Source organism: Arthrobacter sp. ISL-65 (assembly GCF_018613795.1).
Classification (GTDB): domain Bacteria; phylum Actinomycetota; class Actinomycetes; order Actinomycetales; family Micrococcaceae; genus Arthrobacter.
The window spans coordinates 31,873-52,346 of record NZ_JAGGPN010000017.1 but is presented as its reverse complement, the minus strand read 5'-3'; the positions used below and the strand labels follow the sequence as shown (position 1 = coordinate 52,346).

The 20,474-nt window shown below is 59.9% G+C and carries 18 protein-coding genes and 1 pseudogene; 11 read left to right on the top strand and 8 right to left on the bottom strand.

Features of this window, described 5'->3' with window-relative positions; translation table 11 throughout:
- Window positions 1–6 precede the first annotated feature (6 nt).
- Entirely contained in the window at window positions 7–576 is a 570-nt protein-coding gene (locus J7I85_RS07215; RefSeq protein WP_214848762.1) for a TetR/AcrR family transcriptional regulator, read from the bottom strand.
- A 185-nt stretch (window positions 577–761) separates the two neighbouring features.
- Here J7I85_RS07215 and J7I85_RS07210 point away from each other — a divergent pair, with 185 nt between their 5' ends.
- Both J7I85_RS07210 and J7I85_RS07205 read left to right on the top strand, forming a co-directional pair.
- Window positions 762–1,856, top strand: a complete 1,095-nt coding sequence (locus J7I85_RS07210) for an NmrA family NAD(P)-binding protein (RefSeq protein WP_214848759.1) — start codon at window positions 762–764, stop codon at window positions 1,854–1,856.
- Window positions 1,857–1,943: 87 nt separating this feature from the next.
- Window positions 1,944–2,756, top strand: coding sequence for an oxidoreductase (locus J7I85_RS07205; RefSeq protein ID WP_214848757.1), 813 nt, complete (start codon window positions 1,944–1,946; stop codon window positions 2,754–2,756).
- A gap of 167 nt (window positions 2,757–2,923) precedes the next feature.
- Here the strand turns inward: J7I85_RS07205 and J7I85_RS07200 are convergent, their stop codons facing one another.
- Entirely contained in the window at window positions 2,924–3,247 is a 324-nt protein-coding gene (locus J7I85_RS07200; protein WP_214848749.1) for a hypothetical protein, read from the bottom strand.
- Window positions 3,248–3,409: 162 nt separating this feature from the next.
- On the bottom strand, window positions 3,410–3,991 hold the full coding sequence (locus J7I85_RS07195; RefSeq protein WP_214848747.1) for a hypothetical protein: 582 nt from the start codon (window positions 3,989–3,991) through the stop codon (window positions 3,410–3,412).
- Window positions 3,992–4,243: 252 nt separating this feature from the next.
- Between J7I85_RS07195 and J7I85_RS07190 the strand changes: the two genes are divergently transcribed.
- The 3 genes from J7I85_RS07190 to J7I85_RS07180 all read left to right on the top strand — a co-directional run bounded on the left by J7I85_RS07190 (window position 4,244) and on the right by J7I85_RS07180 (window position 6,739).
- Window positions 4,244–5,758, top strand: coding sequence for an MFS transporter (locus J7I85_RS07190; protein ID WP_214848745.1), 1,515 nt, complete (start codon window positions 4,244–4,246; stop codon window positions 5,756–5,758).
- 226 nt (window positions 5,759–5,984) lie between these two features.
- Window positions 5,985–6,305 (top strand): GYD domain-containing protein, encoded by a 321-nt coding sequence (locus J7I85_RS07185; RefSeq protein WP_214848742.1) that lies wholly within the window; start codon window positions 5,985–5,987, stop codon window positions 6,303–6,305.
- Between the two features lie 53 nt (window positions 6,306–6,358).
- Window positions 6,359–6,739 (top strand): VOC family protein, encoded by a 381-nt coding sequence (locus J7I85_RS07180; protein WP_214848739.1) that lies wholly within the window; start codon window positions 6,359–6,361, stop codon window positions 6,737–6,739.
- A 172-nt stretch (window positions 6,740–6,911) separates the two neighbouring features.
- Here J7I85_RS07180 and J7I85_RS07175 read toward each other — a convergent pair.
- Together J7I85_RS07175 and J7I85_RS07170 are read right to left on the bottom strand one after the other, a co-directional pair.
- Window positions 6,912–7,601, bottom strand: a pseudogene (locus J7I85_RS07175) (MFS transporter); the annotation flags it as partial.
- A 505-nt stretch (window positions 7,602–8,106) separates the two neighbouring features.
- Window positions 8,107–8,523, bottom strand: a complete 417-nt coding sequence (locus tag J7I85_RS07170; protein ID WP_214848729.1) for a phosphohydrolase — start codon at window positions 8,521–8,523, stop codon at window positions 8,107–8,109.
- 178 nt (window positions 8,524–8,701) lie between these two features.
- Between J7I85_RS07170 and J7I85_RS07165 the strand changes: the two genes are divergently transcribed.
- Window positions 8,702–9,169 carry a hypothetical protein gene (locus J7I85_RS07165; RefSeq protein WP_214848726.1) on the top strand — a complete coding sequence of 156 codons (468 nt, stop codon included), beginning with the start codon at window positions 8,702–8,704 and terminating at the stop codon, window positions 9,167–9,169.
- Here the strand turns inward: J7I85_RS07165 and J7I85_RS07160 are convergent.
- Both J7I85_RS07160 and J7I85_RS07155 read right to left on the bottom strand, forming a co-directional pair.
- Window positions 9,163–9,405 carry a hypothetical protein gene (locus tag J7I85_RS07160; RefSeq protein WP_214848723.1) on the bottom strand — a complete coding sequence of 81 codons (243 nt, stop codon included), beginning with the start codon at window positions 9,403–9,405 and terminating at the stop codon, window positions 9,163–9,165. The two genes, J7I85_RS07165 and J7I85_RS07160, sit on opposite strands and share 7 nt — an antisense overlap.
- Before the next feature lie 239 nt (window positions 9,406–9,644).
- Window positions 9,645–10,877 (bottom strand): LamG domain-containing protein, encoded by a 1,233-nt coding sequence (locus J7I85_RS07155; RefSeq protein ID WP_214848720.1) that lies wholly within the window; start codon window positions 10,875–10,877, stop codon window positions 9,645–9,647.
- A 728-nt stretch (window positions 10,878–11,605) separates the two neighbouring features.
- On the opposite strand from J7I85_RS07155, the gene J7I85_RS07150 reads away from it, so the two are divergent.
- The 5 genes from J7I85_RS07150 (at window position 11,606) to J7I85_RS07130 (ending at window position 18,793) form a co-directional block, all read left to right on the top strand.
- Entirely contained in the window at window positions 11,606–14,254 is a 2,649-nt protein-coding gene (locus tag J7I85_RS07150) for a Z1 domain-containing protein (RefSeq protein ID WP_214848717.1), read from the top strand.
- Window positions 14,251–15,243: a PD-(D/E)XK motif protein gene (locus tag J7I85_RS07145; protein WP_214848714.1), complete on the top strand. Its 993-nt coding sequence runs from the start codon at window positions 14,251–14,253 to the stop codon at window positions 15,241–15,243. Before J7I85_RS07150 ends, J7I85_RS07145 begins: the two co-directional genes overlap by 4 nt.
- Window positions 15,244–15,962: 719 nt before the next feature.
- Window positions 15,963–17,075, top strand: coding sequence for a hypothetical protein (locus J7I85_RS07140; protein WP_214848711.1), 1,113 nt, complete (start codon window positions 15,963–15,965; stop codon window positions 17,073–17,075).
- Entirely contained in the window at window positions 17,062–17,943 is an 882-nt protein-coding gene (locus tag J7I85_RS07135; RefSeq protein ID WP_214848702.1) for a hypothetical protein, read from the top strand. Before J7I85_RS07140 ends, J7I85_RS07135 begins: the two co-directional genes overlap by 14 nt.
- 37 nt (window positions 17,944–17,980) lie before the next feature.
- Complete coding sequence (locus J7I85_RS07130) at window positions 17,981–18,793, top strand: hypothetical protein (protein ID WP_214848700.1); 813 nt, start codon at window positions 17,981–17,983, stop codon at window positions 18,791–18,793.
- Window positions 18,794–18,915: 122 nt separating this feature from the next.
- Here J7I85_RS07130 and J7I85_RS07125 read toward each other — a convergent pair whose 3' ends face one another.
- Window positions 18,916–20,373, bottom strand: a complete 1,458-nt coding sequence (locus tag J7I85_RS07125; protein WP_308159415.1) for a DNA cytosine methyltransferase — start codon at window positions 20,371–20,373, stop codon at window positions 18,916–18,918.
- Window positions 20,374–20,474 lie beyond the last annotated feature (101 nt).

Here is a 20,474-nt window from a genome sequence, read left to right as displayed (position 1 = left end):
GATGGGTTAGCGTATGTCTGCTGCGTCGAGCAGGGTACCCACAGTGGGCGTGATGAGCCCTGTTAGGTTGTCGGCTCCGATCCCCGCGCGGGCGCTGGCGCCGTCGAAGACCAGGCTGAGCTGTCGGGCCAGCAGGTCAGGATTGCTCGCCCCACCCTGTACGGCCTCGGTGCGGAAAAAAGCAGTCAGATTTCCCTTGATGCGGTGTGCCACCTGGCTCGCGGGGTGGCTCTGATCCTTGAGCTCGATCTGTACAGCGAGGTACCGGCAGCCTCGGAACTCGGGCGCGCCGGCCTGCAATTCCACCTGCTGGAAGACGTGCAGGATCCGCTCGCGAGGCGAACGGCCATCGCCTGCGGCAGGCACGAGCCCCGCCACGAAGGCAGAGGCGCGCTGCTCCAGGCTTGCGGCCAGCAGTTCGTCTTTGCTCCCGAACAGCTGGTACATGGAACGCTTGGACACCCTGGCCGCTTTGCACAGCGCCTCGATGCCGATGCCGACACCGTTTTGGTAGGTAAGCGTGGCCGCCGCCTCCAGGAGACGCTCTCGGGAACTTGGATTCGTTTCGGTGGCCATACTGCGAGGCTAACCCGGATTTCGATGAAATGAAAACCGATCGGTTCCAGGGACCCCGACGCGGGATATCGGGCACTTGTGACTTGGAAACCGATCGGTGTACAGTGCAGGAGACCGATCGGTTTCCGATGTCTGCGCTTAACGCGTACCGATTGCGTCCGCACTCAATTCCTGGAGTCAAAGTCATGTCTTTTCACACCACCCCCACCATCTTCATCATTGGCGGCACAGGGGCCCAAGGGATGCCCATCGTCCGCGCTCTCGTCGCCGACAAAAAATACAACGTTCGGGTCCTCACCCGCGACGCCACCTCCCCACGAGCCCAGGCCCTCCTCGCGCTCGGCAACGTCTCCATTGTCGAAGGGTCATTCGCCGACGAAGACGTGCTGCGGGAAGGATTTCGCGGCTGCGACGGCGCATACGTCAACATCGACGGGTTCAACACCGGTGAGAAAACCGAGATCTACTGGGCCATCCGCAGTTACGAGATAGCGATTGAAGAAGGAATCAAGTTCTACGTCTACGGAAACCTCGACTACGCCCTCAAGAAGTCCGGCTATGACTCAAAGTTCCGCACAGGCCACTACGACGGTAAAGGCCGCATAGCCGAATGGGTACTGTTCCAGAACCAGAAGAACCGGAACCGAATGGGAGCAGCTGTCTTCACCTCGGGTCCCTACATTGAAATGGTGATCTCACCGCTCACACCTATGACCCCCGGCATTGAAGACGGTGTCGTCACGTGGCGCGTCCCGCTGGGCAAGGGCGCCGTTCCTCACGTATCCCTCGAAGATTGCGGGTTCTATGTTCGCTGGCTTTTCGACAATCAGGAACGGGCGAACGGCATGGACCTCGAAGTTGCTATCGAACACATGACTTATGCCGATATGGCTGCGGCATTCGAGAAAGTCACGGGGCATCCGGCACAATACATCGACACGGATCTGGACACATATTGGGGTGGCCCGCTGAGCGGCGCTGCTGATCTGCCCGCCGGATATAACGCCGATCCCAATGACAAGAGCACCATGAGCTTCCGGGACAATTTCACAGGCTTCTGGAACGTGTGGAAACACCACATCATCACTCGGGATTACGCCCTGCTCGACGAAATTCACCCCAACAGGATCAGGAGTGCCGAACAGTGGTTCAGGCGGGAAGACCAGTTGGGCAGAGAGCTTGGCAAGGGAAGTCTCTGGGAGAGGGTCCAGCCGGAGAACTGGCGCAGCGACTCTCCGATCCTTAAGGGCAGTGCAGATGCGAGGACGGGCAAGTTGTAAACGGGTGAGCGGCAATACGAGCCCGATTACGCTGTGGCCCGGAGTTCTAGGATCCCTTCTTTCACCATCCAGCAGCAGGAGCAGGCAATGACTACACAGCAGGTAGCCCTCGTGACGGGGGCATCGTCAGGAATCGGGAAGGCGGCAGCTGCCGCCTTGGCAGAAGCGGGATATGAGGTTGTCGGCACCAGCCGCTCACCGGCAGGCGTCCCGCCCGTCGCCGGAGTGACCTTCATTGATCTCGATGTGACCAGTGACGACTCCGTGGCAGGTGCGGTTCAAGAGGTCATCAACCGTTTCAGAAAGATCGATGTACTGGTCAACAACGCGGGCATAGGGTCGTCGGGGGCAGCCGAAGAAAGTTCCCTTGATCAGGATCGCCGCGTGTTCGACATCAACGTGTTTGGTGTCATGCGGATGACCAAGGCGGTTCTGCCGCATATGCGCGCCCGGAAAGCGGGGCGGATCGTGAATCTTTCCTCGATCGTCGGGTTCATTCCGCAGCCGTACATGGCCGCCTACTCTCCCTCAAAGCACGCGGTCGAGGGGTACACGGAATCCCTTGACCACGAACTCCGCGAGCACGGTGTCCGCGCCGTCCTGGTGCAGCCGGCCTGGACCAACACGGATTTTGATGCCAACAACCTGCAGGCCGACAAGCCCATGGACGCCTACGCCAAACAGCGGGGGGTCTTCATGGAGTACATGGCCGGCGCCGTGAAGGAAGGCGATCCAGCATCAGTGGCTGCCGCCGCAGTGGTTGCCGCCGCTCAGGATTCCAAGCCCAAGCTCCGCTATACCGCCGGCTCCCGCGTCCGGCAGGTCAGCATGCTCCGACGCTACGTCCCTACGTCTGCCTTCGACAGCCAGATCCGCAAGCTGAACCACCTGCCCGGCTAACGAATGCTCGTCCAGCAAGGCAAAGGCCCTGGAACGCGGAGCCCGGCATTGCTGCACCGGCGAGGTCACGGCGTCGTTGGGGCCGCATGCTGGTCATGCTAGCGCTGAGTGCGGTGACGTTCGTGGTGTCGCTCCTGTGGCGGGAGCGGAAGGTAGCGTAGGCGCGGCTACTCGGCCGAGCGACGCATGCGCGCAAGGTGCACTAGCCGGCTGAAGGCCAGGATGAAGACGGCCTCGATCAGCACCATTAGTCCGAGCAGCAGCCACTGCCCCTGGCTGATGAACACCACCGCGCCGGTGACGACCAGAACGGTTCCAAGCGCCAGGGCGTACACGGCGAACCCGAGAGCCACCTTGGCACTGCGCACACCGGTGCGGAAGCCAAAGCCCTGCGGCAGTCCGCCGGGCAGTCCCTGGACGCGGTCCGGCCCTGCGGGTGGGAGCCGGTCGAACTCCTGCCACAGATCCTCGTCGTGATCCCGATCGGTCATGCTTCCATTATCCCGCGCCCCGGGGCGCCTGATCCGTCCTGAGCCCTACTGAGGACATCAGACCCTCGTCACGGACGAAGATCATGCGCGCGGAGACATCCTCCGCCGGCTTGCCAACAACGTGAGACAAAATGGACGAACGCCAACTGCAGCGCACCTGAATCATTCTCCGCGGGTCAGTCTGGGCCGCACATCGGCAACCTCGTCCGATGCAGGGAGTGCCGTTCCGACGGAATTCCCTGTCGAGATCTGCCGCTTGATCTCCTCAAGCTCAACTTTGAGCAGGTCGACGGTGGCCCGGTATTTTTCGAAGTCTGCCGTTCGGCGCCTATCCATGACGTAACTGATGACGGTGGCAAGAATGCCAAGCGGGAACGACACCAGCAGGGCCCAGCCGGACGTGCCAAGGAAGCCCAGCGCCACGGGCAGTGCCTGCTTGAATGCCAGGAACGCGTTCACCTGGCCGACCACTGCGTTTAGAGCGGAGTCTAGAGGGCCCAGAAACTGCCCCACCACGGGCGTCCCGGAAAACGACGGAGCGCTCAGCGGCGGTTCCCCTGCAGACCAGCGCGGATCACCGACATGGTTCAGGACGTAGATCCCGGCGCCGGCGTTGAGGGCCGCGAAGAGCAGGACCGATCCAAGCACAGACCAATGAAGCTTTCGGGGACGCCAAACACCGACCGCAAGCGCGAAGACGCTAGCCGCAACCCAAGCAGAGATGCCGAGTTCGTCACGGTTCATGCCGCCCAGTAGATCCAAGGAATTCCCCGCCCCTTACGGTTGGTGTCGATGCCTGTTCCGGCCGCAAGCGAGCTTATCCCAGTCACCGCCCTACGTACGACGGCGGAGCCCGGGCCGCGTGAAGGCAGCTGTGATTTTCATTGTTGTCTCAGAACGCCAGTGGGAAGATGGTCGGAGAGTTGGGCCTCCACCGATCGGGGATGCCGGAAACTGCCGGCACGTGCCCAGCGTGAAACAGGCGGTGAGCGAGCCATGACAGAGCCCCATCTACAGCCGCGGCGGCTGCGCGTCTCTGACATCAACGTCGTCGAGCACCGGACCCTGCGGAAGGCGCTCGGCGGCACCATCGTGGGCAACACGATGGAGTGGTACGACGTCGGCGTGTTCGGCTATCTGATCACCACCATGGGTCCGGTGTTCCTGCCCGAGGCGGACAGGGCCGTGCAGAACCTGTTCCTGCTGGGAACCTTCGGTGCCACGTTCATTGCCCGGCCGCTGGGTGGCGTCTTCTTCGGCTGGCTGGGCGACAAGATCGGCCGGCAAAAGGTCCTGGCCATGACCCTGATGCTGATGGCCGGGGCGACGTTCGTCGTCGGCCTGCTTCCCGGGTATGCGGTGCTGGGGATCTGGGCCGCCGTGCTGCTGGTGGTCACCAAGCTGATCCAAGGCTTTTCCACCGGCGGTGAGTACTCCGGGGCCACCACGTTTGTGTGCGAGCATTCGCCGGACCACCGCCGGGGCTTCTTCGTCAGCTTCCTGGACATGGGCAGCTATCTCGGCTTCGCCCTGGGGGCTGGGCTGGTATCGGTGCTCCAGCTGGTTCTGGGGCAGCCCCAGATGGAGGCCTGGGGCTGGCGCATCCCGTTCCTGATCGCCGGCCCGCTGGGCATCGTGGCCATCTACTTCCGCCTGAAGATCGAGGAGTCGCCCGCCTTCAAGGCCACGCAGGAGGCGGAAGCCGTCGCCGCCAGTCACCACGAGACCGACGACGAGCTCCGCCCCGTCGGCCCGGTGGCGATCTTTAAGGACCACTGGCGCCGCATCGTGCTGGCCATGATCCTTGTGGCTGCCGGCAACACCGTGGGCTATGCCCTCACGTCGTACATGCCCACGTACCTGACCACCAACAAGGGCTACGACGAGATCCACGGGACGCTGCTGACCGTTCCGGTGCTGGTGGTCATGTCCCTGTGCATCCCGTTGACGGGGCGCCTCTCAGACAGGATCGGCCGCCGCCCTGTGCTCTGGATCGGGGCCATCAGCACGGTGGTGCTGTCGCTCCCCGCGTTCCTTCTGATCTCGGTCGGCACCGTTCCCGCCACGCTCGCCGGCCTGGCCCTTATCGCGTTCCCGGTGGCATTCTTCGTTGCCATTCTCGCGTCCGCGCTCCCGGCGCTGTTCCCCACGGCCCACCGCTACTCGGCCATGGGCATCGCCTACAACTTCGCCGTGGCCATCTTCGGCGGGACTACCCCGTTCATCATTGCCGCGCTCATCCAGCTGACCGGCAACGACCTGATGCCTGCGTTCTACCTCATGGCGACGTCCGCCATCGCCGCGGTCGCCATCTACTTCCTGCCCGAATCCGCCCGGCGGCACCTGCCCGGCTCCATGCCCAGCGTTGACTCTGACGAAGCCGCCCGCGAGCTGGTGGCGACGCAGGACCACAACCCCTTGCTGGAGATGGACTCGCTGCCGTTCGACAGCAGCTACGAGGAAGCACGGGCGTCGCACGGAGGACGCCCTGACAGGCCGACGGTGATGTGAGCGATCGTCGGTAAGCGGGGACGTCGAACACAGCTCCCGGACGATGCAGTCCGGCTGTGGCGGACTCCCGTCCGCGGAGTTAGCAGACAGCCGTTGTTAGCACGCCGAAGTAGGCCTACGCTGTGCGCACGGCCCCACTCCGGGACCGCTCCAGGACCCACCGTCACGCGTGTCAGGCACGCCCTCGGGTGCCCGTGTCCTGGACCATCACGGAACAGGAAAGACCATGACCAAGTATCTGTTTGAAGCGAACTACGTGGGTGAAGGAATCAAGGGGCTGATGCGGGAAGGCGGCTCCAAGCGGCGTGACGTGGTGGTGGACGCCCTCAAATCCGTTGGAGGATCGCTGGAGAGCTTCTACTTCGCTTTTGGGGACACCGACGTCCTGGGCGTCCTTGATATCCCGGATCAGGCCAACGCCGCGGCACTTTCGCTGACGATCAATTCGACGGGCGCCGTGAATCTGCGTCTGAAGCCGCTCATGACGCCGGAAGACATCGACGAGGCGGCCAAGAAGACGCCGTCGTACCGCGCTCCGGGGCAGTAGGGCGGGGGAGAGCACCGCCATCCACCAGAGAACAATGCAGAAAGGAAATCATCATGCTCACGGATTTGGACATCATGGCTGTTCTTCCCGCGAAGGACATCAACCGGGCCAAGGATTTCTATAGGGACAAGCTGGGGCTGGAACCTGCCGAGTCCCCGGAGGACGACAGCCTTTTTTACCGCGGCGGCCACGGAACGGGACTCCTCATTTACCAGACAGACAATGCAGGGACGGCGAAGAACACCCAGATGGGCTGGGCCACGGACAACCTGGAACGGGAAGTGGAGGAGCTGCGGGCCTGCGGCGTCGTCTTTGAAGAGTACGACATGCCCGGGTTGAAGACGGAGAACGGCATTGCCACGAGCGACTGGGGGAAGGCCGCTTGGTTCCTGGACAGCGAAGGGAACATTCTCAACCTTTCCCAGCGCGCGTAACGGTGACTGCGGCCGGAGCGTACTTCGCTTCCGTCAGGGACGGAAAGATCGTCTCCTTCCGTGCCCATCCGGATGTCGCCACAATGATGGAGCAGCTCGGGCTGATGCCCGGAATGCGAGCCGGTAAAGCACAGATCTGAACACAGGGGTGCCGGCACGCCGGCCCCCCTGCTCAGTGCCGGACTACCGGCTCCATGACCGCGGGCTCGGACCAACCGCGCTCCTTGCGGCCCGGAGGGTAGGCGTGCCTCCGGCCCCCCAGTGTAATGACAAGGGCGACGACGACCGGCACCGCCGCGGCGACAGGCACCATGAGCGGGCCGGCCAGGACCAGGGCAGCGGAGCCGTAGAGTGCTCCGATGGTGATGCCGAGCTGGATGGTCAGGACGGTGAGGCCGTTGGCCGCGTCCCGGTCCTCGCGCCCGGCGCGGAGGATGGCGGCCTGGTTGTAAATGCCGATTGCGCCGAGGCCTGCGCCCCACACGGTCATGAGGACCATGGCACCGGGAATGGTTCCGCTGCCGAGGGGGAGGAGGAGCATCGCGATGGCGATGGCCGCCGTCGTGATGATGAGCGAACGGCGTGGCCGCGAATCCACGGTGATGCCCGCGATCCAGATGCCGATCAGGCCGGACGCGCCGAGGACGGTGAGGGAGAGGCTGGTGGCGTAGTCGGGCAGGCCGGCTTCGCGGATGAACGGCGCGATGTAGGTGAAGAGCGCGAAGTGGGCCAGGACCAGCAGCGGCCAGGCGATGGCCACGGATTTCACGCCGGGCTGGGCGATAGCTTTGCGCATCGAGGGTCGGACGGCGTCGGGGATCCGGCGGACCTGCGGCAGCAGCCAGACGGCCAGGCCGGTGATGCTTTGAGCATTCCCACGCATTCAGCGGTGATTGTGTAGCTTCCCTTCGGTATTTCAGTCGCCGACGCCCCGAGTCCGCTATCGCCCAGTCCGCCTGATCCGCCCAAGACAAGACCGTCAGGCGGGAGCCCCATGCGCCTTTCCAGCTGCGCTTGGTTTCTTACTCGGACTCGGGCAAGAGTGGGGTCGTCCTTTGGCCCGGGAGGGCGCGCCGGCGGGGAGACTACGGCTGGGAGGCGGGCTGGCCTTTGGCACGGGTGGGGGAGCTGACGGGGAGACTACAGCTGACGGGTCAGCCGGAGCAGGGCTGGCGTCCTGGTACTCACATGCACTCAGTGCGATTCCGGAGCTGGCCAAAACCAGCAAAAGCGCGATAGCCCGAGACCAACGATTTCCCCCAAATGTTGCCATGCGCCAACCCTACCGACGCTGACGGCGGGTACGTCCCGCTGGGACTGGGTCAGACGCCGAACGGGCACGCTAGCAAGCAACAACGTCGGCCAAGCTATTCCTGGCCGAGCAGCTTCTTCGCGTGCTCGTACTTTCCTGCAAGCCGCCGACGGACTTCGGGTTCCAGACGCGCCGTCCGCTCTGGATCGGTATTGTCTGCGATGTCGGCCAGTTTTACAGCCAGGGCAATGGGGTTCTCCAGTATGGCTGCGTAGTATCCGTCGCCCTTGCTGTCCTCGGTCCGGGTAAGAAGGACGACGGCGTCAATCACCGCGCCGCTGATTCCGGCGGCCCTCAGGTCGTCGGCGGTGATGCCGCAGTCTTCAATGACGTCGTGCAGCCAAGCAGCCGCAATGTGCTTCGAGTCGTCCAGCTTGGCCGCCACCCGGCGGGGATGTTCAATGTACGGCACTCCGATCTTGTCCGTTTGGAACCTGTGCGCGATGGTAGCGATTGCCTTAGCTGCTGCCACTTCGGAATTGTTATCTTGATTTGCCACTGGAGCCTCCCTTTTCTGGCCATCGGCGTTGGTCATCAACATCGGCAGGCTATCAATGGGGGCCGACATTCAGGGCTATCTCACGGCCGGAAGAAATTGTCAGTGGTGCCTCTGACAATGAGGGCATCGGTTAGAGATGAAAGGCACCGACATGCTGGATACGATCGCACGTCCCGAAACCTCACTGGAGCTAATGCTGGAGCTTCAGCCTGAGGAAGCATTGGAGTGGAAAGCTCAGGTGAAGCAGCGGCACACAGGGTGGCACGATGTGGAGTCGGCGTCCCAATTGGTTGCCCTCATCCAAGGGGTTTGCCATGACGGCGACTGGCTCATTGTGCAAACCAAGGGCATCGATGAGCAGCACTTGGGGAGATACGCCCAAGCCATGAGGACCGGCAAGGGTTATCACGTAGAGGTGGCAGTGATCAGCAGCGGAGTCACCAGCAACTGGCGCATAGGACTGGGACCGCTGGCTGACGAAGCCGGGAACGAGCCACATACAGGAGTCGCTCCGTCACAGAACCTGAGTCTGGCTGGAGCCTCGGAGGTAATGGTGTCCTGGCTGAACGGCCATGGGCTGCCGCTGGGCTATGGGGCTGCACTCCACGTTTATCAGTAATTCGGAGTGCTGCCCGCGCCATTACGTCCGTTCCTCGATCGTCGCCGCAGGAACTCGGGTTCTCCGGGCCTACAGAAGATCAGGATCAGCTCGCTCACCGTCTGCCCGGTGATACGCGCCACCATCCCCGCGTAGGTCGACAACTGACGCCAGTAGGAGGTCAGGGTCTCCTGAGGGACGTTGACGTCGGGCTTGAAGTTGGCGATTACCAGCGTTCCATCGTCCTCGCGGTACATCAGGTCGATGATGCCTCCAGTGCCACGCCGCTGTCGGAGGTGACAACAGGCAGTTCAAGCCAGTGCTCACGCCCGGCGGCGCGCTGAACCGGGAGGCTCCTCAGGGCAGAACGGGCCCGTTCTGTTGCGGCCAGGCGGTACAGCCTTGGAGATGCATCAGCCGGAAGAGGTCGGGGTCGCCATCGCCTATGTCTTCAGCAACACAATCTGACTCATAAGAATTTCGATGCAGCCGTCAGTCACAACCCGAACTCGAAGGAGTCAACGACTGCGCCAGCTCCGGCTCCCCCGAGATAGTCCGTGAGGCTGTGCTGCTCGAGCACGGCGGTCACCTCGATCGCGACGTTTCCTTCCTTCCAGTCGAGCAGGAAGAGGCGCATTTCCACGGGGGCGCCGATCACGTGATGCAAGGCAGAAACTCCGCCGCCGATGATGACCGGAACCGCGTGGATGACGCCGTCGAGCGGGCATGGGCTCCTCCACCCGTCACTCACCCGGAGGTCAAGCGCGACACCGGACAAGCCGCCCACCGTCACGGGAGCGGCCCGCACGATCTCTAGACCCGGCACCGTGCGGTACCACGCGGCGAGTTCGGCGGCGCTCGTACCGACCCCGGGCTGCGCTTCTTCGCCGCAGAGCGCGGGCGCGCGTACATTCTGATAGACGCCGATGTAGCTGCCACCCCAGGTGCCCTCTTCTGGATCGTTGTTCCGGCTTAGCAGTACATTCCCGGGCAGATCCTCGCCGTTGGCCCAGCCTGCGGGGACCGTGTACGAGAATTTCGGTTCAAAGGACGTGGTCGAGTAGGTACCCGCATCAAGGGAACCGAGACAGATACCGCCATGCGGATTCTGGCAGACAAACGGCGCCGACTGCTCTGGCCGATCTAGTGTGGCACCGTCCGGTGCCGCGACGCGCGCAGCGGCGCTCACCTCATCAGTATTAAGGACCCGCGCCCAGGTTCGCACGTCGGCAAGGGTGCCTTCGAAGAAGTCAGCCGGTTGTGTCCGCGCCTGGCCGCGACCGAACAGCAGCGGGCCTTTCGCTTCGTACAAGGGGTCGGTGGCGACGCCTTGCTCGCTGACCGGGTAGCCGTTGAGGAAGAATCGGGCCCGCCCGCCAGCGGAATCATAGACTCCGGCGAGATGTACCCAGGCGTCCGGCTTCACCGCGACCCGTGTCGCACGGTCGCGGTTGGTCACGAAGCCGTCCCCGTTGCCATCCTCAGGTTTGACCGAGAACGACCAAAACCCTTCGGCGATGCCCAGGAAAAATGCGCCGGCGACGTCCCCCGCCTGACTAAGGACCGTGACGTACCCCCCGGGCTGCCCCGCCGGGCGTACCCATGCGCTCACCGTGAAGCTCGAGTTGGTGGCGATGGGGCCAGGCGCCGAGGTGCTGGCGTAATCGGCGCCGTTCACCTGCAAGCCCTCGCCCGTCCACCGGGCTTCGCCTTCGACTGAAAGGGCCACACCACCGACCGCAGCTCCCGGACCCGTAAGGGGCCATACGTTCGCGGCGTCTGGCTCGTTAGAAGACTCGTTAGAAGGCTCGTTAGAAGAGCTGCAAGCCCCGAGCGTTCCAAGCAGAACGCCGGCGAGTATTACCGCGATGGTTCGCGACCGGCCCTGACGAGATGACGGTTGTGAGGTCGTATTCACGCCCCCGCCTTGGTGATCTCCCTGATTCCCATGATGGCCTCTCGTCTTCCTGAAGAAAAAGATCCGGAATACCGGGGCCATCCCAGAAGGATGGTCACAGGCCCCAAAGATACGCTCGGGACGGAATCAAGGGAAGGTTCCCACTGCAACAGCACTCAGATCCAGGCCGCAGCCGAAGAACACATTGGAGATTCAGAATGTCGGCTAGCGCTACGAATACATGTGGTTGGATCATCCACTCTGTTTAGCAGATTGGGTCGAGCGAATTCGGCTGCCACGAGTGAGCTTGGCGTGGACATAGTAGAGGCGGCATCTCTCCGAGCTCTAGTTCGAAGTTGTTCCTCCTACGCCGTCGATGCCCCCACTAGGTTAATGACTCGATGGCCTACGCAACCGCGGGCCTGAGGACCGAAGTTCGAACTTGGCATTGTGATTCCGTCAGTCAGGGGAGCTAACATCTGACAAGGTTCGATAAGTCACATTTGAGATATGGGGAAATGATGGGGACACCGGAGCACTCCGCCAGTGAGGTCGAGTCGATGGCCGACACGCTTGCAGCTTTGGTCGCAGGCGGGATGACACTGCAGGGGGCACAAACGGCCTTGTCGTATGCGCCGGACGGTCTAGTTCATGCAGCGCGAGTCCTTTACGAGAAGCGGCTCAACTTAATCAAGGAGATCCCGGACCCGGGATACTTGGCTGACAGGCACCGGAAAGTAGGATTCTGGTATTCCGGCCCTCGCCAAGACGATGTGGTCTGGCCAACGCTCAAATCAAGATTGCTTCAGGAACTGCCTGAGTCTGCAGTTGAAAACGTCGACGCGGCGTCCTCTAAGGTGATCGGCCTCGGGAGTCCTCCTGGCAAGGAGGCGATCAACACTAGGGGCCTCGTGCTTGGCTACGTTCAGAGTGGCAAGACTACGAACTTTATGTCCGTTGTGGCGAAAGCGGCCGACGTCGGGTACAGGCTCATCATTGTTCTCACCGGAACAACTGAAAATCTGCGCACGCAGACGCAGGATAGAATCAATGACTATTTGATCAAACCCTGCGATTCAATCTGGAACCCTTTGACTTCAGTCGACATGGACTTCAGCATGACGACTCCGGCGGATGCAATTCTCAGCAATGCCTCCATGCGTTCGATTGCTGTTGTGAAGAAGAATCCCGCCAGACTTCGACGCCTCGATAAGTGGATCAAAACCGCATCAGCAACTACGCGTCAAAATTGTCCAATTCTGATTATCGACGACGAGGCTGACCAAGCATCCATTGATGTGGGAACAAAGCGTCAGTCGACCATTAATGGCCTAATCCGCGACCTCTTAGCCAACCCAAAAGCCGCATACATCGCATACACGGCAACGCCCTTCGCTAATCTGCTCATCGATCCCAGCGTCGAGCATGACCTCTACCCCCGCGACTTCATCGTGGACCTGCCTCGTCCCGATAACTATTTTGGTGCGGAACGAATATTTGGTCAGTTGGAAGGTGAGAGCCTGGAGGATTCCGTTGATGATGGCCTAGATGTGGTCCGTTTGATCTCTGATTTGGAGGTCGACGCCGTTCGTCCCCCTCGGAACAAGACACTTCTGGAGCAGTGGTCTCCCGAAGTGCCCGAAGCAATGGACGCCGCAATCCGGTGGTTCCTCTTGGGCACGGCGGCCCGGCGCCTTCGTGCCGGCAAAGTGGCCCATTCCTCGATGCTTATCCACACCTCCATGCTGGCAGGCGCCCATGAGAAGACTGCGGAAGCCGTCGTCGATCACCTGGATGGGCTTAGGGCGGAGCTGGTCAATGAGGCCAGTACGGCCTTCGATGTATTCCGAGGTCTATGGGAGTCCGAATCGGCTCGCGTGACTGCCGACTCATTTGGAAATCAGCCGTGTGCATTTGACGACCTAATGCCACACCTGATTGAGACAGCGCGCGCAACTAAAGTCATTGTGGACAACTATGAATCAAACGACCGATTGAAATACGACAAGGAGCATCCTCAGACGGCCATCGTCATCGGTGGCAACACGCTGTCCCGCGGATTGACGCTCGAAGGTCTCACCTCTAGCTACTTCGTACGTGCCTCATCGGCTTACGACACCTTGCTTCAGATGGGACGCTGGTTTGGGTACCGAGTGGGCTACGAAGATCTGATCCGCATCTGGATGAGTTCGGAGCTGAAGAGCTGGTTCCTCATGCTGTCCATCGTTGAAGCCGAAATTCGCGAAGAGATCCAAGTCTACGAAGCGGAGGGTAAGACTCCAGCAGAACTCCCCGTCAAGATTCGAACCCATCCCCAAATGTCAGTGACATCCGCCGCAAAAATGCGTTCCGCAGTCAAAGCGCAAGTCAGTTATTCGGGGCGTCGTGTGCAGACAATTATGTTCAACGAAGACGACAGCGATTGGCTGGAGAGCAATATCGCGGCAACAAAACAGCTATTTACGCGGCTGATTGGCAAAGGCCACGACGAGAATGAACTTGAAGCGTCTCGACGCGGATTTCGAGATGTCTCGGCCGACGAGATTCTGGACTACCTGGATAGCTATAGGGTCCACGACGCGGCGAAATCCATCGACAAGGATGCGATCCGACGTTATATAGAAAAGGAACGCACCGAGGGTGACTTGAAACGCTGGGACGTTGTACTCATGGAACCCTTCACCGGTGAGGAAGAGCTGGATCTTGGGCTCGCCGGGAAAGTCCGACTCCTGCGCCGTAAGAAGATGTACATCCCAAGCGACGATGGAACGGCCAATCTGAAGGCGGTTGCTTCGACGTCCGACCGCGTTGCCGATCTCGATGTTGGGTTGGACTTCATCCGGAAATCGCTGAACCTAAAGGCCACAGACAAGCTTACGGACCGCCAATTGCTGCAATTCCGCCAACTGCGGCAGACGACGGATCGAACAGGTCTGCTGTGCATCTACCCCATCGCTAAGGAATCTGATCCCGGCCTAGACAAATCCGCTTTGGAGCCCGCTGAGAACCGCCGAGTTCCACTGTTCGCGGCGGCCGACGTGGTTGGGCTCTGCTTCATGTTCCCCGACTCACGCAATCCTCGATCAGCGGTTGATTACGTCGCTGCCAAGGTAGATGCCGAATATCTTGAAGCACTTGAAGAGGAATTGGACGCGGCAGATAAGTTGGACGAAGCGAAGGCCGTCGAAGATGAGCTGGTGAAAGCATGAGAGAGCCGTCGGCTTCGGTCTTTGACTTCCTAGCCAAGGATGTGTCTGCTGCTGGAAGCTTCCATTCCCGGAAATCGGGCATATCTGCGGCAGATGGCGAGGTACTTTGTGCCGTAGACGCCAGCGGGCGGCCCACCGTACTCGTTCCAGTAGGAACACCAAAGGGCGGTCCCCTGGACTGGCACAGTAAGTCGTTGTCACTGCAGACACTTGAGCTTGCTGTTGATGGCGCGCAACGGCCGTTTGTAATTCTCCGGTGCGTCGACCCGAAACTACACCACCAATTCGGACTGTTGGCAGACGACGTTCTGGATGCCATTGAAGTGGACCCGGAGAGGGCATCAAGGGCAGTGTCAGCAACTCTGGACCGCTGGAGAAATCTGTTTGAGGCCGAACGCGGGGCACTCTTGGGGCCGGCGCAGTTGGCGGGCATCATGGCCGAGCTCACCGTTCTACACGAATTAGTGAAATTTCACGGACCCCATGCTTTATCTGCGTGGCAAGGGCCAAAGGGGAACCGTCACGATTTCGTATTCGAGGACTGCTCTATTGAGGTGAAGGCCACGACCAATCACAACAATATGGTGGTCACTATTCATGGGGGCCGTCAGTTAGCTTCGCCGGATCTGGGTGACCTCTACCTTCGGGCCCTTCAAATGGAGCGCTCGCCAAACGGTAAATCCGTCCCTGACAAGGTCGGCGAACTGATCGCACTGGGCATTTCCAAAGTTGAGCTTCTGACGGTGCTAAATGATGCACATTATTCCGATGCGGACTCGCCAGCGTACGAAGCATTTAGGTTTACAACTCTCTCCGAGAATTCGTATTTAGTTGACGAGGGTTTCCCCCGAATTACGGCGGAAACCCTCTTTCCGTCCGGCATGATTGACCGGCTCGGCAACATTTCTTACTCGATTGATTTGGGCCACATGGCGGAGATTGACCTGGATCTGTCCACGGTCTCGCTGGCAAACGGCGGACAAGACTGATGTTGTCGCTGTACAGGCAGCAATACGGTGCAGACGGCGGCCTTGACGCGCGGTCTGCGGACAACGCCATTGGGCGGACTTCTCTCGGTCTTTGGGATCTTGTACTGCGAGAGTCACTCCAGAACAGCTGGGACGCCAGAACTGAGAGAAGTGGGCAGATCTCGTATTCCGTAGATGAGTACGAAATGTCTGAACAACAAACGTCTACTCTGACCAAGGATGTCTTTGGTGAACTGCCGCCCAACTGCAGGTCAACTGACCTGCTAAAGCACGTTTTTAGTCGCCGAATTCGGGTGCTAGTCATATCTGATTCCGGGACACGGGGGTTGGGGGGACCCATTCGGGCCGACGTTTCAGGAACGGGGGAACGTAGGGATTTCGTTGATTTCGTTCGGAATCTGGGCCGCTCAACTTCTAAAGGTCTAGAAGGAGGCACGTATGGGCTGGGCAAAGGTGTCCTCTACAGGGCTAGCCAAGTAGGTCTTTGTCTCATCTACTCTCAAGCGCGCCACGAGGGAGCCATTGAACCCCGATTGATCGGCGTGTCTGGCGGTGACGGCGACTATGACGACGGTAGCCGGCGATATACGGGACGAAACTGGTGGGGGGTTTCCGGTGCCGATGGCATCGTAGATCCACTTGTGGGGCAGGCGGCGCATGGCCTTGCCGAAGACTTAGGCATGCGAATCCCGCCTGGGGACGCTACAGGTACGAGCATCATGGTGGTTGCCCCCGAATTTGCGGGCGTCGAGAACGGGCGTGATCGGGTAGCCGCAATCGCTGACGCTGCCTTGAAATGGGCTTGGCCGCACGCTTTGGACCTTGAAAAAGGCCCAAATATCCGATTCGAATTCACCGCCGATGGCGAATCGGTACCTGGCCCGAAGCCGCTCGACGATCCGGTATATCGCGAGTTCGCTTCCGCCTACATCGAAGGCCGTCAACGGATACTTGATCCGGGTTATGGGAGCAATTGGCAGACGACGTTCACATCCATCCATAGCAAGAAGCCCAAACGCCACTTGGGGCTTCTTACCTATCGTGTCAGTCACTCGCCCTTGGCTACGGGATCTGAACTTGAGAACTCCGTGGCCCTTCTCCGCGACCCCAGGATGGTAGTGAAATACCTGCCCGTCGCTGCGCAACCCAATGGTGTTCCTGTCTTTGGTGTGTTCATTTCAGCACCTGACATGAACAAGGAATTCGCGAAATCGGAACCCGTAACTCATGACGACTGGGTCTATCAGAAAACTGCCGCTGCGAAGGGCATGCCAAATCCGGTCAGGATTGCCTTGGACAATATTCGCGAAACATTCCGAAGTCTTTCCGCCCAAGGCGCCAAGGCTGCTAACGGAGTTGCCTCAAAGGGCGCTTCTCGGGTGGCAGCCGCACTGGGCAGTCTGTTATCAGGCTTCGCGGGTACAGGTGCTGAAGAACAACCACCAACCGGACCAGGTGTCCCAGGGGCCAGACGACCGAGAAAGGCAGCGGTCCGTCAAGTGGCTACGGCGACTCTTGACCTGCTGGACGAAGAAGTCGTTGCCCAGTACAAGTTTGCCGTCACCGGCGGACGCCCGGGAAACAACTTGGCTATTCGGGTGGCGGCCCGTGTTGTAACTGAGTCCGGCGGTAATGAATCTGCTAGTCCAGCCGATGCTGAAATGCCCCGTTTTGCTGGCTGGGTAACTGGACATGGTGCACTTTTCTCGGAGGAAGTCCTGACCGTCTCACTGCCTTACGACCATGAGATAACCGCGATGTTCACTCAACCGGCCGATGCCGCCATTCGCGTTACCGCGACAGTTGAGGAGCTCGAAATTGCAAGCAATTAGTGTCGGACACTTAACCCTGCCGTTTGAGAACGTCTCGACTTTCGCGTGGGACATTGCCATTGGAGATGCTCCGCTGGCTGACGGCGAGACATTATCTGAAGACTGGACGTACTACGACGACATCTACGCCAAGTGCTCCTTCGGCTTGGACCTGGACGAGACACTGCACCGACTCAGGCTGCCGTCCAGCGCGCTTTTGGGTGCGGTCCTCATCGCCCGGTCCTCGGGCACCCCGCTCATCATGAGATCCGACGTTCACAATCTTCGGAATGGACGCCAACAGATATACCTTACCGTTCCGGGATATCAGGTTTCCGGAGCGCTGTCCCTGGAGTTTCAGATATCACTTCTTCATGCTGGCCGCACATCGGAGAGTCCCTTTGCCCCGAAACGGCTTGGAAACACCGTGTTTCGAATTGACCGGAAGATCATCTTAGAAGGTGTCGCACCCCGGCTTCCCATGTTGCCTGTGAGCTTTGCGGATCATGGCATTCCGAGCTCCGACAATTCGCTTTGGTGGCTCCGGTTGACTACGCGTGACTTGGCGGCTAGCGCCTCCGCGGCTATCTGGCTGTGGCTGAACATCGACAACCCATCTATTTCACGCATGCTCGAAGACTCCGATTCGCCGGATGCACAGGCATGGCTAGGATTTCTCGAGCTTGATTTCATGCGCCAGCTTCTTCGCGAGGCTCTGAGTAACGATGAGCTGAGCCTTCAGGTGTCATATCCAGAGGAATCTCTTGGATACGTCTTGAGCAGTGTGGTTCGTATGTTGGGTCTTTCCTTGGACCAAGTGCGGCAGCGTTACCAGGAAGATCCAGGTCGTGTGGAAGCGGAGCTGCAAGCGAAAGTTGGTGGCAGATAGCGTGAAGGACCCGCAAGTTTTGCTGTGCTATCCCCGCATGCCGCTGTACGAAGCATCCTTAGCCTGGGAAGCGTTGCGCAGGCAAAGTCTGAGTGAAATTGGTGCGTCTATTGATCTCTCTACGGTTCAGGCACAGTATTACCCTCTTGCTCGGCAGCGCGCCGGCTCCGAAGAACTGATGGGCCTGCGATCGAAAATCTCAGGCATTGCCGAAGAGTTCGGGTTCCCTTCGTCAGTGAGCAGCAAGAACCTGGTCGAGTTCGATAGAAGCGTTGGCCCGGAGGTTCACGCGCAGATGACCATTATGCCCGCAGACGCGTCTTCAATCGATGTATGGAACTTCATCAACACGGCGGTTGTGCCGGACGTCGTCCTGTGGCGATACGGGAAGTTCAACAGTCAAGGTAAGAAGTGGTCTATCTCTGAAGATCGTCTGTTCGATATGACTAGGACAACCATAGGACGGCTCTGGTGGCGGGTTCACCTTTTGGGGGTCGAGCTCGCAGGCAGACTAGGCGAAGACGAGGTCGTGAACCTGCTGGAAAAACCACGCATTGGTGGCTATCCAATGCTGTCGCGTGCTTTGGGGACACGCTTGCTGACGTTCTCCTCCGAATCCAACACCACTCGGCGGATGGAACTCTTCCGTGATGTCACGAAGAGATTAATCCGAAAAATGGCGGTTCAGTCAGTATTCATAATGACGGCTGAACAAATAGACGAGTTCGTCACGTCGCTTTTCGTGGAGTCGGCTGCCGCACTGAGCCTCCAGACAGGTGTGCCTCAGGCTGCCCCCTCGGAGAGAGACAACCAAGAGAGGGCGTTTACAACTGATTGGCCTGTCTTCTGAGTAGCTGAGCGGAGGAAACGATGAGGGGGCCGTTGCGGGCAGGAACTTGGGATTCGTGGTTAGGACCAACGCCCGCAATCTCTAGTATCGAAATGGCCGCTTGAGCAAGAAAATACGGACGGTCAGTCCGTGAGGGATCCCAACATCTCTGCCACAACTTCCCCGATCTGCTTAGAGAGCAGTGGCGGCACCGCGTTCCCTACTTGGTGGAACTGCTGGGTCCTGGGCCCTTCGAAGAAGTAGTTATCAGGAAAGGACTGCAGACGTGCCGCCTCGCGCACAGTGAAGCTTCGTGTCTGGCTTGCATCCGGATGGATGTAGTAATGCCCATCTTTAGAGATGTGTGAAACGACAGTCGTCGAAGGAGCGTCCCATACCTGGACGCGGAACCGGTCCGTAAAAGGTGTACCGCCCTCCCTGCCGACGTTCTTGTGCTCGGGGTGCAGCGCGGCAGGGAGATCCGTGTACTTAGGGCTCTTTCCAAGCATGCCGGCAAGTTCGGCCATGACCCGGTAGCGAGCCAAATCGGAGACCATGTGGGCGCGTGGTTCGTGCTGAATCGTCATTTCGGGTGCGTTCTCGTTGATCCAGGCTTCGTAGGCATCGACCGCCAAAACCCCTGACTTGACGGGGTCAACCTTGTTGACCGGCTTAGAAGATCTCACTTCCTTCAAGGCCTGTGCTTGAACGTCTTCCCAATCGAGGTCATTTCCCGGTCGGCGTGATGACGTTGCGGCTTGCACCGCCGGCATGGTCTGCAGCGCAGCTCGCACCGTCACGGCGCCGTCCGCCTTTTTTAGAACGCTTCGCGGCAGGTCGGGAGCGATGTCGCTTCTTACACCCAGCAGGATGACGCGGTGGCGCTTTTGCGGGACACCGTATTCCTCAGCCCGGATAATGAAGTCCGACGGTTCCAAGTCTGACGGCTCGGCATCGACCACCAGAGATCGGATCTCGTAGTGAGTGCCACCTGGGAGGTTGGCAAGGTCTCCGAGAATTGTTTGAAACATGCTGCTGTCCCCGTTTTTTGACGAGAGCAGCCCCTTGACGTTCTCCATGACAAAGATCGTCGGCTTGAACTTGCCGAGGATGTGCAGGTATTCCCTGTAAAGGAAATGCTTGTGGTCCAAGGCGAACGTGTCGTCACCGGTGCGACGCGATCGGCCAGCCAGCGAATACGCCTGGCATGGAGGCCCACCGATAAGGGCCCAGTGCCCTCGGTCGCTTTCGGGGCCAAGTTGCTTCTCGATGAAGTCATCTACTTCAGGCCGGTTATCTGCGCCCAGTTCGACTTGGTAAACGTGAGTCTTTGCGGCGAAGTATGCATCCCTAAAGTCACCAGTGAGAACGGACTGCCAAGTCTTCTTGCCCTGGATGTAGTCGAAGTAAGATCCAAGGTCGGTCCCTGAGCGAACTAACTCCCTGTATGTGGCACGCAAGCGAAGAGTCTGGCAGGCGAAGCTGTCCATCTCGAACGAGGCCAAGGTGTTGTATACGAAGGCACCGTTCTCGTCTCGTACGCTGGAAAATCCTTCGTTCAGGCCTCCTGGCCCAGCGAAGAGATCAATGATTGGAAACACGTGCACCCCTTGATATTCGACACTCCAGGATACCAGGTTCCATGGACAAAGTAGGCACGCCCTCGCTCAATCCTCGTCGACAGCCGGCCTGCCAGCGAGCT

Excerpts from the sequence above, each read along its gene's own strand:
- J7I85_RS07215 (WP_214848762.1), bottom strand. The coding sequence starts at position 576 with ATGGCCACCGAAACGAATCCAAGTTCCCGAGAGCGTCTCCTGGAGGCG.
- J7I85_RS07210 (WP_214848759.1), top strand. The coding sequence starts at position 762 with ATGTCTTTTCACACCACCCCCACCATCTTCATCATTGGCGGCACAGGG.
- J7I85_RS07205 (WP_214848757.1), top strand. The coding sequence starts at position 1,944 with ATGACTACACAGCAGGTAGCCCTCGTGACGGGGGCATCGTCAGGAATC.
- J7I85_RS07200 (WP_214848749.1), bottom strand. The coding sequence starts at position 3,247 with ATGACCGATCGGGATCACGACGAGGATCTGTGGCAGGAGTTCGACCGG.
- J7I85_RS07195 (WP_214848747.1), bottom strand. The coding sequence starts at position 3,991 with ATGAACCGTGACGAACTCGGCATCTCTGCTTGGGTTGCGGCTAGCGTC.
- J7I85_RS07190 (WP_214848745.1), top strand. The coding sequence starts at position 4,244 with ATGACAGAGCCCCATCTACAGCCGCGGCGGCTGCGCGTCTCTGACATC.
- J7I85_RS07185 (WP_214848742.1), top strand. The coding sequence starts at position 5,985 with ATGACCAAGTATCTGTTTGAAGCGAACTACGTGGGTGAAGGAATCAAG.
- J7I85_RS07180 (WP_214848739.1), top strand. The coding sequence starts at position 6,359 with ATGCTCACGGATTTGGACATCATGGCTGTTCTTCCCGCGAAGGACATC.
- J7I85_RS07165 (WP_214848726.1), top strand. The coding sequence starts at position 8,702 with ATGCTGGATACGATCGCACGTCCCGAAACCTCACTGGAGCTAATGCTG.
- J7I85_RS07160 (WP_214848723.1), bottom strand. The coding sequence starts at position 9,405 with ATGTACCGCGAGGACGATGGAACGCTGGTAATCGCCAACTTCAAGCCC.
- J7I85_RS07150 (WP_214848717.1), top strand. The coding sequence starts at position 11,606 with ATGGCCGACACGCTTGCAGCTTTGGTCGCAGGCGGGATGACACTGCAG.
- J7I85_RS07145 (WP_214848714.1), top strand. The coding sequence starts at position 14,251 with ATGAGAGAGCCGTCGGCTTCGGTCTTTGACTTCCTAGCCAAGGATGTG.
- J7I85_RS07140 (WP_214848711.1), top strand. The coding sequence starts at position 15,963 with ATGGTGGTTGCCCCCGAATTTGCGGGCGTCGAGAACGGGCGTGATCGG.
- J7I85_RS07130 (WP_214848700.1), top strand. The coding sequence starts at position 17,981 with ATGCCGCTGTACGAAGCATCCTTAGCCTGGGAAGCGTTGCGCAGGCAA.